Below are 12,419 nucleotides of genomic sequence, written 5' to 3'. Positions count from 1 at the left end.
ATACGAAAAAAATAAATTCGCAGCGTAAGATTTGTGCCTCTGGTGGGACTCGAACCCACAAGCCCGTAAGGGCGTCAGATTTTAAGTCTGATGCGTATGCCAATTCCGCCACGGAGGCAACAGTCATTAATTATGCCATATAAAACAATTAAAAACAACTCAGCGTGTGGCGAGTGTTCTACGACCCAAATCTAGAGTGATTCCATCCAGCAAGCCGTGCTCACTTGCAACAAAAGTTTCCAAGACGCCACCATGATCTTGATAAGCCTCTTTAGCAAGACGCTCAAGAACGCGACTTAGCACAACTGCACCTCCGCCAACAACATCAACTCTTCCAGGATGAATCGTTGCATACGTGCGGCGCCTCTCCCTAGACATATGCAAGAACCTATCGTTAACCGTATATGCCTGATCTAACGCGATTTTTACTCCATCAACAGCCTTATGGTCATAATGCTTTAAGCCAATCGCAAGAGCCGCCATAGTTGTAACAGTACCCGAAACGCCAATAATTGTGCGCGCTTTACCAGCATCAACATGCTTTAACGCTTCATCTATATTCTTGTCAATATCTTTAATTGCACAAGATATCTCTTCTTCGGTAGGCGGATCCGTATGCAAATGACGCTCAGTCATGCGCACAGAACCAATGTTCATAGAATATGCCGAATCAACCTTATCTTCAGCAATATTTACGCCATCTCCGCCTAAAACAAGCTCTGTGGAGCCTCCGCCTAAATCAATAACAAGATAAGGCGCTTGCAAGTCTTTTCTAGAAACAACACTTGTTGCTCCCAAAAAACTCAAAGCAGCTTCTTCAGTTCCACTAATCACCTCTGGATGCACTCCAAGTTCTTCAAACATCATTTGTTCAAACACATCTCTGTTTAGAGCATCCCTTGTTGCAGAAGTTGCAACAAAACGAATAGCATCCACCTTATGCTCGCTAAGAACCTTAGCAAACTCTTTAGCAGCTTCTTTTACACGCTCTAATGCATCGGGCGCAAACATATGCGTTTCGTCGATTCCCTGCCCCAAGCGTACAACCCTAAGCATTCTAGGAACAACATCTTTCATGCCATTTTCATCAACTCTAGCAATTTTTAGACGAATCGAATTAGTTCCACAATCGATTGCAGCAACACAAACAGACTTGCTACATACGCCTTCTCGATTAACTTTTTTACAAACAAGATTTAGCGATTCTTCATCTTCATTTTGAGCATAGTCATTATCTTCCCAAGGAGTAGTGCATTTGCAAACTTTTGGACTAAACTCACTTGCGATTTTGTCTAAAACAATATCTCCAATAGGATTAACGCCTCTGCCCATAACAAGACTTTGAGCTAGCAAAGCATGCAAGCATTTAACACGAACTGGCATTCCGCCTGCACTCATGTTTTTAATATGCTCTTCGCTATCGTTTAATCGATTAGCTAACTCTTTGCGAAACTCTAAATACGCTTTATGCGCATATTCGTATTTTTTAGCAACTTCTTCGTTAGTGTTTAACAAATCATTGCATTCCTTCATAAAGCCTTGTGCTTCTAGGTGCGAAGCAGCTTTAACAGCCTCTGGACTTGTTAAATAGCATGTTGTAGGAAAAGGAGTTCCGTCTTCTAAGCATGGACGCGTAATAACAGCAAGTGGCCTACCACAAACGCATCTAGCGCCAACAGCAACCATGCCCCTTGGAAATCTTCCTAATTGACGCTTTACAATGTTTTTGTCTGCTTTATTTGCAGGATTCTCTAGTAGCGAACTCACTAATAACTTTGCGTTTAGGCCCATGTTACACTCCATATGCATTGCGCATCTTAAAATCGTATATAACTCTTATTGTTAAATTCTATCTAGTTTTATTACCATTATTACTATGTTTTTTGTTTGTTGATTTTTCATTATTACTTTTAGATTTATTAGACTTGCTTGTGCTATTGGAGTGATTATTTTGTTTGCCACTTTGCTTAGTGGTATTAATCTTAGAAGACTTGCTACTTTCATCATTTTCTTTAGCTTTAAAGCTCATATCGTCTGGCTTGTCTGCCTTGTGAAGCGCGTAAAACAAGTCACTATACCACGGCAACGCTTTTCTATCTTCGTACAAAGAATCATCCTTATTAAAGGATTCTGGAACAGAACCAGTAATCACCTCTGGATGCTCTACTCTAACAGCTTGCTCCCCTGGAAATATAAACCCCAATCTTTCCCTTGCTTGAGCTGCAACATACGCCTTGTCTTTCCAACGCTCTACATCGTTATTAAGAGCTTGCTTTTTATCTTTCAAAGCAGACTCATCCCTTTGCAAAGCGTGCAATTCTGCCAAACTTAAAGCATAGTTACGAATTGTTGATATAAGACCAATACAGCAAAGAAATACAACAACTATCATGGAAACAAATACGATTGAACCAGAAAACAGCTTCTTTTTTTGAGGCTGATTTGATTCGTCAACTGTATTTGCAGTCATGCGGCGATTTCTTAAAATCATACTTCTAAATTACTTTGAATATTCGACGTGACGCACACGCGCTTATAAGATTGCGGCCAGCAGCACAAGGCCACTGGCCGCAATCAACTCTTAGCTTTATTATTAGGCTTATTATTAAGCTGTAGTCTTTAGAGTTTTGACTTTAGATTACTCCATTTGAGCTTTGCTCAAAATCGTATCTGCAGAATGTTGCAATTTTTGCAACTCTTCTTGAGTCAAATCAAGCTGGCATTGCTTAACAATTCCTTCTCTACCAACAATTGCTGGGTAAGAAAGATAAGAATGGTATTCTTCGCGATAGTTAGAAACAGGCATTTGCTCTTTAGAATCCGAAAGAACTGCATCCACTAAACGAACTGCAGCAGCAGCAATACCGTAGTTTGTGTACTTCTTTCCGTAGAACACTGTAAATCCGCCTTCGCGAGTTTCCTCATCAATAGCGTCTAAATCCATGTTCTTTTCTTTAATAAGCTCTGTTATAGGCTGCTCAAAGACTTTAACTGTGGACCACGCAACAAATTGCGAATCACCATGCTCTCCTAAGCTATATCCCTTAACAGCCTTTGGATGCACGCCAAAGAACTTGCCTACTGCACGATGCAAGCGCGCAGAATCAAGCAAAGTGCCAGTTCCAATAATCTTTTCGTAAGGAAGACCAGTAGCTTCCTTGTAAAGCTGGCAAATAGCGTCGCAAGGATTAGTTATGTCAATCAAAACACCGTGGAATCCAGAAGCCTTAATCTTTGCACCAACTTCTGCAACTTCCTTACGATTATACTTAAGCTCTGCAAAACGATCTGGATGAGGAACATCCAAAAGCTTTATGTGACCCAAGGCGCTTACAATTACCTCTACGTCTTTTAATGCTTCATAATCATTAACCGTAATATTAAGGTTAAAAGGCACATTATCCATTGAATCTTCAAAATCCAATGCGTCGGCATTCACTTTTGCCTCGTTTGTATCATAAAGATACAAATCATCAGCATGACCGCCAACAACAAGTTGATGCGCTACTGCTGCACCAACGTTTCCCATGCCTATAACTGCGACTTTTCTCATATGAAACATCTCCTTCCGTTTTTAGTTTTCCATAAAAAATAGCACTATTTTGATGAGAATGAAAGTAATTTTAGAAAAATTTATATATTTTTTCAAAAAATCGCTAAAATATACGAAAAACGGCCAATCGCATGAATGCGACTGGCCGAATTATGCTACAGTCTAGATCTTAAACAAGACTTACGTAGAACTTATAAAAGCTCTAGCATATTACTTCATATACTTCTTGCAAGCCTTGAATGCGCTGTAACCAGCATATTGAGCAGTAGAACCAAGCTCTTCTTCAATCTCAAGCAAGCGGTTGTACTTAGCAATACGCTCGCCACGAGCAGGAGCACCAGTCTTGATTTGGCCAGTGTTCTTAGCAACAGCAAGATCAGAAATGGTGGTATCTGGGGTTTCGCCAGAACGGTGGGAAACCATAGAAGTGAAGCCATTCTTGGTTGCAAGCTCAATAGCGTCGAGAGTCTCGGTAACGGAACCAATCTGGTTCAACTTTACGAGCAAGGAGTTAGCTGCTCCAAGCTCAATGCCCTTAGCCAAACGCTTTGGATTAGTAACGAGCAAGTCGTCACCAACGAATTGCAAACGATCGCCAAGACGCTTGGTGATTGCTGCCCAATCATCCCAGCCTTCTTCCTGGAATGGATCTTCGATAGAAACGATTGGATACTCGTTAATGAGCTTCTCGTAGTAATCAAGCATGTAAGCAGATTCGCGCTCTTCGCCGTCGAAACGATACTTGCCAGTTTCCTTGTTGTAGAACTCAGAAGAAGCAACGTCGAGGGAAATACCAATCTGCTTGCCCGGCTCGTAACCTGCAGCTTCGATTGCATCCATAATGTACTTCAAAGAATCTTCGTTGGACTTCATCTTTGGAGCGAAGCCACCTTCGTCGCCAAGACCAGTAGCCAAGCCTTCCTTCTTCAAAACGTTCTTTAAGGTGTGATAAACCTCAACGCCAGCGCGCAAAGCGTCGCTATAAGTAGCAAAACCGTATGGAGAAATCATGTATTCCTGAATATCGGTTGCAAAATCAGCGTGAGCACCACCGTTCATAATGTTCATGTTTGGAACTGGAAGAATGTGGCCATTTGTACCGCCAATGTAGCGATACAAAGGAAGCTCAGCAGACTCAGCAGCAGCATAAAGAGCAGCAAGAGAAACGCCAAGAATAGCGTTTGCGCCAAGCTTGCCCTTGTTTGGAGTGCCATCAAGCTCGATCATTGTTTCATCAAGAGCGCGCTGATCAGAGGCATCCATGCCAATAACCTTTGGAGCGATTACTTCGTTAACAGCCTTAACTGCTTCCAAAGTACCCTTGCCTTGGTAGCGAGACTTATCGCCATCGCGACGCTCCCAAGCTTCTGCCTCACCAGTTGAAGCACCAGAAGGAACTAAACCAATTCCTTGAGCGCCATCTTCGGTCTCCAAATAAACCTGAACAGTAGGATTTCCACGAGAATCCAAAATTTCGCGTGCATATACGCTTTCAATAGCTGCCACAACTACTCCTTATTTATCTGTTGGTTGTGTAACATATTTAAGATTAATGCGTTTTATGGACGTTATTTCGCAGCGTAAGTCGTTAAGCATACAAGACTATATAATCTAAGCTTTTGTTAATTTGTCCACACCTTTGTACAATAATAACAAACTGACACGGGGTGCAATTATTTGCTTGATTGTAATTGCTGAGATTATACCCGTCGAACCTGATATAGCTAGTACTATCGAAGGGAATGTCGAATGGTTAGCCATTGTAAGAGCATGCTAAAAAATGCATCTTCTTCACTACGTTTATGTGTGCCATGGCTTTCTACACTTGTCATACTTATTGGATGGTTTTTAGCTACACTTGGGCCTAAAGAGACTAGGCACATTCCATCACCTGCAGAAGTAATTAACGCTTTTCAAGAATTAAACTCAGAAGGTTTAATTTGGCCTTCGTTGGGAATTAGTTTTACAAGAGTTATTGCAGGATTATGTTTAGGAATGATAATTGCAGTTCCAGCAGGAGTTATTTCTGGTAGCACAAAGCTGGGCGACATTATTATTAACAAGCCTGGCCACATGCTACGGTCTGTTCCTTTTACTGCACTAGCACCTTTGCTTATTATTTTATTAGGCATTGGTGAGACTATGAAAATAGCTCTTATTGCTATAGGCGTATTTGGAACGTTCTACGTAAATATGAGGGATGGAGTTCGTAATATTGATCCCAAACTCTTGGAATTAGCTCGCGCATACAAAGTAAATAGCAAAACAGTATTTTTCACAATTCTTCTTCGAGGAGCGCTACCTAACTTTATGACTGCTTTGCGCTTTGCAATATCAGTGTCTTGGGTGGCATTGGTAACGTGTGAAACAGTCAACGCTTCAAAAGGAATTGGATATGTTCTTGCAAGATCACAAGAATTTTACAGACCAGATCAAATGCTGCTATGCATAGTTTTATACGCGATTGCAGGTCTACTTTCTGAAGGAATTGCAACACTTTTAGAAAAAATTTGCATGCCTGAGCGACGTTCATCCATCGTTAAAATCAAACAGAACTAAGAATATTAGCAAAATAATTAGGAGAATAAAATGGCTAAATTCGCATTATCTACAACAAGCAAGCGAGCATTAGCAGCTTTCTGCGCGCTTTGCACAGCAATCACCCTAGCATCATGCGGGAGCTCGAACAATAAAACACAAGCATCATCCGCAAAATCTTCCACAAATACTACTAAGCAAGTAAAAGAAGATACTGGAACTTTAAGAGTAGCATATTTGACTTCTGCAAATTATTTAACAACTCTTTCAAATAACACAAAGATGGCAGATAAGATCTTTGGTAAGGCAAAGGTTACATTTAGCGGGCCATATGTTCCTCCAGAAGCAAACACTGCAGTAACTTCTGGAAACGCAGACGTAACAACCACAGGATCTGGCCATTTTATTCATTTTATCTCCAAAGGCCAGCCATGGGTTGCTTATGCTATTAACTATTACAATGGAAACGCTCAAGGAATCGTAGCAGCACCAAATAGCGGAATCAAATCGCTTAAAGACTTATACGGAAAGAAGATTGGAATTATTGCTAAAGGTGGAAGTGGAGATTATATAATTCACAAAGCTTTTGAAAAAGCAGGACTTGACCCATCTAAAGTTCAAGAAGTAGAGATGAGTCCAAAGAACTTCCATGCAGCATTCACAACTGGTCAAGTTGACGCATTAGCAACCTTCGATCAGAACTTTGCTGCAGCTCTTGCAACTCCAGGATCAAAACTTCTAGTCACTGCAAAAGATTATGGAAATATTAACTTCGGAATCCAAGTTGCATCTGCTGAATTTGCTAAAAAGCACCCACAGTTATTAAAGAAAATGTATCGTGCTTTAGTAGAAGAAGGTAAAAGAGTTAAGAAGAAGCATTCGATTATTCTTGATATGTATAAGAAGTTTGGTGCATCCGATGAAACAATGAAAGAATTAGCTAAGTTTGACATTCCACAAATTCGACCAATGAATGCAGAAACTATGAAAATGCTTAAACAACAAGCTAAGGAATATGTTAAATACGGATTCATTAAAGAAGTTCCTGATTTCTCTAAAGCTGTAATCGACTGCAGCAAGTAAACGATTACTAATTGTAATTAGAATACGACTTTAGAATACGACTATGTTTAATAGCATTTTTCATAAGCGTAGCAATGTAGAAGTTTCCAAAGAATCTACTTGCAAATCGAATATTAACGATAGCGATTACTGCGTTAATATAGAGAATCTGGGCATTTCTTTCGCAAGTGCAAAAGATAAAAATACAGAAAATGATTTTGCAAATAATTCTTCTTTTGTATTGAAAAACATTACGATGAGAATTAAAAAGGGCGAATTTGTTTCGCTTATTGGTAGATCGGGATGCGGAAAAACTACGCTTTTGAAAATAATTTCAGGACTTCTAACTCCTAGCGAAGGCAGCATTCATGCCACAAGCCGTCAGGCTATTGGTTTTCAAGATGCACGATTAATACCGTGGCTTTCTGTAAACAAAAATGTTGTTTTTGGCATGGAAGGAAGTAAGCAAGATCTTAAGAATATTGCGCATTTAGCGCTTTGCCAAATGCAGCTTGTTGGTTACGATAATAAGTGGCCTTCTGAGCTTTCTGGAGGCCAGCAGCAGCGCGTATCTTTAGCAAGAGCTTTAGTTAGAAGTCCTGAATTATTGTTACTTGACGAGCCTTTTGGAGCTTTGGATGCTCTTACGCGTTTCGATATGCAAGATTTGCTCAATAATCTTCAAGCTAAATATGGCTGGACTACACTTATGGTTACGCATGATATTGCGGAAGCTGTAAGACTTTCTAACCGCATTCTTATGATAAAAGATGGCAAAATTGCTAAGCAATGGAACATTAATCGCGAAGATCTTGATGCTCAAAATCGCCCTGTAAATCATAGCGAAATCGAAGATGAACTTAGAGAAACTTTGCAATAAGTAACTCGAAAATAATGTGAATAAAGGCGACTGCAAAAATAGCGGCCGCCTTTATTTATAAACAACGCAATAATTCACCTTACCAAGCTAAATCTTCAAGAAGTTGGCGCACCCAATCGAGTATTTCGCGCTCACTCATTGCGCTAGTTCCAAGTGAAGATTCAAAAGGCGATGGAATAATAAGCGTATGAATAAGCGGACGATACTTAACTCCGCGGTAAATCCTTTGCAAACGCATCCACAATGATTCTTTTGGATCTAAACCAATAACACGAACCGATTTACCTTGAGAGCTAATTTGCGTAATACCAAGATCACGAGCCTTAAAACGCAAGCGAGCAACATCGCACAATATGCTAAACGCTTCAGGCGGCTCGCCAAAACGATCAAGCAACTCATCTCGCAACTCTTGTAAATCCTTATTATTGTTAGCGGAAGCAAGCTTACGGTACGCTTCTAAACGAAGCTTGTCGGAAGCAATATAATCAACTGGAAGAGAAGCTTCAACAGGCAAATCAATAGACGTGGAAATAGTTTCTTTATGCTCTGGCTCTTTGTATTTTTCAACAGCTTCACAAACCATTCGCACGTATAAATCAAATCCAACACCTTCAATGTGGCCACTTTGCGCATTGCCAAGCAAGTTTCCAGTGCCTCTAAGCTCCAAATCTTTCATAGCAACATCAAACCCAGATCCAAGAGCAGTATATTGAGCGATTGTTGCAAGCCTGTCGTGTGCTTGTTGAGTCATCGGCTTAGTAGGATCGTACAAAAAGTATGCGTACGCACGCTCACGACCTCTACCAACGCGCCCGCGCAATTGGTGAAGCTGACTTAAGCCGAATCTATCTGCGTGGTCAACAATAAGCGTATTAGCGTTAGAAATATCTAATCCCGTTTCAATAATCGTAGTGCAAACAAGAACGTCAATATCTCTATGCCAAAAATCACGAATAATAGTGTCAAGTTGCTTCTCACCCATTTTTCCGTGCGCAATCGCAACTCTAGCATCTGGAACAAGTTTTTGAATATTAGCCGCAACTTTACTAATATCTTCTACTCGATTATGCACGTAAAATACTTGACCACCTCTAAGCAGCTCTCGCTTAACACAAGCCGCCACTTGCGCGTCTTCGTAAGCTCCAACATAAGTCAAGACTGGCAAACGGTCTTCTGGAGGCGTAGCAAGAGTAGACATTTCGCGAATACCAGTAACAGCCATTTCAAGCGTTCGAGGAATTGGCGTTGCAGAAAGGCTAAGCACGTCTACGTTTGTGCGCAAAGCTTTCAAAGTCTCCTTGTGTTCAACACCAAAACGCTGCTCTTCGTCTATAATCACCAACCCTAAATCCTTGAATTTTATGTTTGGATTCAAAAGCTTATGCGTGCCAATAACAACATCAACTTCGCCCGATTCAAGGCCTTGAATAGTATTGTTAACCTCTTTTTCGCTTTGGAATCTACTCATTGCAGCAACAGTTACGGGGAATCCAGAAAAGCGATTAGTAAAAGTTTCGTAATGTTGTTGAACTAAAAGAGTTGTTGGCGCTAGAACAACCACTTGTTTGCCGTCTTGAACAGCCTTAAAAGCAGCGCGCACAGCAATCTCGGTTTTGCCAAAACCAACGTCTCCGCAAATCAGCCTATCCATTGGAATTGGCTTTTGCATATCTTGCTTAACTTCGTCAATAGTCGTAAGCTGATCTGGAGTTTCTTGGTATGGAAAATCGTCCTCAAGTTCTTTTTGCCATAGAGTGTCTGCGCTAAAAGCAAATCCGCTGCTAGATGCTCGTGCAGAATAAAGTTTAATCAAGTCTTGTGCAACTTCTTGAACAGCTTTTCGTGCTTTTTCTTTTGTAGCAGCCCAGTCAGCTCCTCCAAGCTTATTTAGCTTTGGAATTTCGGCACCAACATATTTGCTAACTAAATCAAGTTGATCTGTTGGAATAAAAAGCTTATCTGCAGGAGCATTGCGTTTACTTGGCGCGTACTCAATTTCCAAGTATTCGCGCGTAGCTTCTCCGTTTGAAGTTTTTACATTCCTCTGCCTCATGCCTATAAATTTGCCAATTCCATGCTGTTCGTGAACAACAAAATCTCCTGGCTTAAGGTCTAGAAGGTCGATTTCTTTTTTTCTACGCTTTGGCGACTTAAAACCACTTACAGAAGATGACTTTCCTGTTAAATCTCTTTCGCTAAGAATTGCGATTTTACTTTGCGCATCTATAAAACCGTCAACTATTTTCGATTGAACTTCCGAAAAATCAAATACACCACTTGCACGTACCGCTCTCGCAAGTCTTGATAAAATTCCACTTGAAGCAGCACTAATATAAACCTTGTATCCGTTAGAAATAAGACCATATATTCCGCTAGAAATCTTCTCACTATCTCCTCTAAATTCTTGAGGAGATTTAATGCACAAGTCTAAATAGTTATTTTTTACGACTTTATTTTCGTTTTCTTCTTTAGAATCAACGGTTGCTAACGACTTATCTGCTGAATCTATTGCAAAACTGTTTAAGTTAATTACTTGATGATTGTTGTTTTCAAGATTTTCTAAAACGCTGCCAAAATCAAGAAAACTAGCTTTATCGAATGTTATTGGAGCGCCAGCACCCTTGCCAGACGCAGCAACATGCCAACTTGCAGCCAAAAACTCGTTTGCTGTTTTAACTAAATCGTTAGCTGCGCGCTTGCATTTTTCTAAGTCGGAAACCAAAATTATTGCGTTTTTATCAAGCAAATTTTCCACGGGTTCCATGTTGTCAACTAATGCTGGAATCAAAGACTCCATACCCTCTACAGGTATTGCATTTGCGATTGATTCAAGCATATCTTGAGCATTTGGAATTTTACCAATCAAAGACCTTGCTCGTTTTTGAATATCTTTTGTAAGTTGCAATTCTCGGCAAGGTGTAGCCCAAACACTATTAATATTCTTCCCATAAGTGCGCTGATCAGATGCGTGGAATTGTTTGATTGCGTCAATCTCATCTCCAAAAAACTCAATACGCACAGGATGATCCATTGTTGGAGGAAAAACGTCTATAATTCCGCCTCGAACAGCAAATTCAGCGCGATTCATAACAAGTTCCACGCGATTATACGAGTTTTCAACAAGTCGCTTTGTAGCAAGCTCAATAGAAATCTCATTGCCACATTCAAAAACAAGCGGCTCTACGTTGCAAAGACCCTTAACAACTGGCTGAATAAGGGATCGAACTGGCATAACAAGAACGCGAATTGGGCTAAACATGCCGCTTTTGCCACTTTTGCTATCTTCCCCACTTTGCGGATGCTTTAATCGCCTAAAAACCGCCATTCTACTTGCTACAGTATCTGCTCTAGGAGAAAGACGCTCGTGCGGAAGAGTCTCCCAAGCTTCAAGATTAGCAATATCTTTAGGGTCCCCATTATAAAAATCGCGTATTGATTCAAGCGATTCCAAAGCATCTCTACCAGATGGAACCACTAAAACAACAGGCTTTTTAGTAGCCATTGCAGCAGCTACAGCAGATCTAGCTCCACTTGGACAATACACATTAAGAGGATTAGAAAAATCTTCTTCAAGCAAAGCTAAAGACTTAAACGAATCATTTTTCTTACAAATATCTTTAAGTATGCTTCCAAAAGAAGCATCAGAAATATTAAAATCTTTAGAATCTAGCATTTTGTTAGCAAAAGAATCATACTTATCTGCCATTAAAATGCTCCTGAGTGGCTGCAAGCCCGCGGAAAATCACACTTTCTACAGCATCTGCGCCATCTGCCAAAAAATTAGGAAGTTCAGATTTTTGCGCACCAGCAAATCCACCCAAAACCCAATTAACAGTATTATCGTGAGCATGAGCACCACGCTGAGCATGCCCAACACCCATTCTTACGCGCGCATATTGCGGAGTTCCAAGACTGCGATCTATAGAACGAATACCGTTATGACCTCCAGCAGAGCCTCCAGCTTTTACTTTAATGCGCCCAAAATCCAAATCCATATCGTCGTGAACAATCACAATATGATCCGTCTCAATTTGATAATAAGAGCTTATAGAAGATACTGCAGCTCCAGAATCGTTCATAAAAGTAAGCGGCTTAGCAAGAAAGAACTTTGCAAGCTTACCGTCTAAATTCATAACTCCCTTGCCAAGTTTAGACAAGCCTTTATGGTCAGAAAAAGATATTGACCACCGCTCAGCAAGCAAATCCGCAACCATAAATCCCATATTATGACGAGTACCTTCGTACTTAGATCCAGGATTGCCAAGGCCAGCAATAAGCCAAAAATCCGAAGCCATAATTCACACCCAATCTTATAAACTCAACAACAAAACGGGCGTACCGATTGAAGTTTGATTACACAACTACCCGATACGCCCTCATATACCG

9 protein-coding genes, 1 tRNA gene and 1 riboswitch are annotated in these 12,419 nt (G+C 40.5%); of the genes, 3 read left to right on the top strand and 7 right to left on the bottom strand.

Translation table 11 applies throughout. The features are described from left to right. Positions 1–34: 34 nt before the first annotated feature. The 5 genes from NYP55_RS05715 to eno form a co-directional block, all read right to left on the bottom strand. Positions 35–118, bottom strand: a tRNA-Leu gene (locus NYP55_RS05715). A gap of 41 nt (positions 119–159) precedes the next feature. Then, complete coding sequence (locus NYP55_RS05710) at positions 160–1,791, bottom strand: DUF501 domain-containing protein (protein WP_415680653.1); 1,632 nt, start codon at positions 1,789–1,791, stop codon at positions 160–162. A gap of 58 nt (positions 1,792–1,849) precedes the next feature. Beyond that, positions 1,850–2,491 carry an FtsB family cell division protein gene (locus NYP55_RS05705; RefSeq protein WP_060785940.1) on the bottom strand — a complete coding sequence of 214 codons (642 nt, stop codon included), beginning with the start codon at positions 2,489–2,491 and terminating at the stop codon, positions 1,850–1,852. Positions 2,492–2,638: 147 nt separating this feature from the next. Next, positions 2,639–3,553, bottom strand: coding sequence for an L-lactate dehydrogenase (locus tag NYP55_RS05700; protein ID WP_472781680.1), 915 nt, complete (start codon positions 3,551–3,553; stop codon positions 2,639–2,641). A 210-nt stretch (positions 3,554–3,763) separates the two neighbouring features. Then, complete coding sequence (gene eno / locus NYP55_RS05695; protein ID WP_004111823.1) at positions 3,764–5,059, bottom strand: phosphopyruvate hydratase; 1,296 nt, start codon at positions 5,057–5,059, stop codon at positions 3,764–3,766. A 147-nt stretch (positions 5,060–5,206) separates the two neighbouring features. Next, positions 5,207–5,313: riboswitch (TPP riboswitch) on the top strand. A 10-nt stretch (positions 5,314–5,323) separates the two neighbouring features. On the opposite strand from eno, the gene NYP55_RS05690 reads away from it, so the two are divergent. From NYP55_RS05690 to NYP55_RS05680, 3 genes are read left to right on the top strand one after another with little or no spacing between them, the layout of a single operon-like run. Further along, positions 5,324–6,112, top strand: coding sequence for an ABC transporter permease (locus tag NYP55_RS05690; protein ID WP_016800667.1), 789 nt, complete (start codon positions 5,324–5,326; stop codon positions 6,110–6,112). A 30-nt stretch (positions 6,113–6,142) separates the two neighbouring features. Continuing rightward, entirely contained in the window at positions 6,143–7,174 is a 1,032-nt protein-coding gene (locus NYP55_RS05685) for an ABC transporter substrate-binding protein (RefSeq protein ID WP_032839224.1), read from the top strand. 43 nt (positions 7,175–7,217) lie between these two features. Further along, positions 7,218–8,033 carry an ABC transporter ATP-binding protein gene (locus tag NYP55_RS05680; protein WP_060785939.1) on the top strand — a complete coding sequence of 272 codons (816 nt, stop codon included), beginning with the start codon at positions 7,218–7,220 and terminating at the stop codon, positions 8,031–8,033. Between the two features lie 79 nt (positions 8,034–8,112). Here the strand turns inward: NYP55_RS05680 and mfd are convergent, their stop codons facing one another. Continuing rightward, positions 8,113–11,739: a transcription-repair coupling factor gene (gene mfd / locus NYP55_RS05675; protein ID WP_472781679.1), complete on the bottom strand. Its 3,627-nt coding sequence runs from the start codon at positions 11,737–11,739 to the stop codon at positions 8,113–8,115. Next, positions 11,729–12,328: an aminoacyl-tRNA hydrolase gene (gene pth / locus NYP55_RS05670; RefSeq protein ID WP_415702244.1), complete on the bottom strand. Its 600-nt coding sequence runs from the start codon at positions 12,326–12,328 to the stop codon at positions 11,729–11,731. Before pth ends, mfd begins: the two co-directional genes overlap by 11 nt. Positions 12,329–12,419: the final 91 nt, after the last annotated feature.

The organism is Gardnerella sp. c10Ua_31, from assembly GCF_055700915.1.
The sequence above is the reverse complement of the archived record's forward strand: the minus strand, read 5'-3'. Positions and strand labels throughout refer to the sequence as shown.

Bases quoted from the DNA above. Each gene is read 5' to 3' on its own strand.
- pth (WP_415702244.1), bottom strand. From the start codon at position 12,328: ATGGCTTCGGATTTTTGGCTTATTGCTGGCCTTGGCAATCCTGGATCT.
- NYP55_RS05705 (WP_060785940.1), bottom strand. From the start codon at position 2,491: ATGATTTTAAGAAATCGCCGCATGACTGCAAATACAGTTGACGAATCA.
- NYP55_RS05690 (WP_016800667.1), top strand. From the start codon at position 5,324: ATGCTAAAAAATGCATCTTCTTCACTACGTTTATGTGTGCCATGGCTT.
- NYP55_RS05685 (WP_032839224.1), top strand. From the start codon at position 6,143: ATGGCTAAATTCGCATTATCTACAACAAGCAAGCGAGCATTAGCAGCT.
- NYP55_RS05680 (WP_060785939.1), top strand. From the start codon at position 7,218: ATGTTTAATAGCATTTTTCATAAGCGTAGCAATGTAGAAGTTTCCAAA.
- mfd (WP_472781679.1), bottom strand. From the start codon at position 11,739: ATGGCAGATAAGTATGATTCTTTTGCTAACAAAATGCTAGATTCTAAA.
- NYP55_RS05710 (WP_415680653.1), bottom strand. From the start codon at position 1,791: ATGGGCCTAAACGCAAAGTTATTAGTGAGTTCGCTACTAGAGAATCCT.
- NYP55_RS05700 (WP_472781680.1), bottom strand. From the start codon at position 3,553: ATGAGAAAAGTCGCAGTTATAGGCATGGGAAACGTTGGTGCAGCAGTA.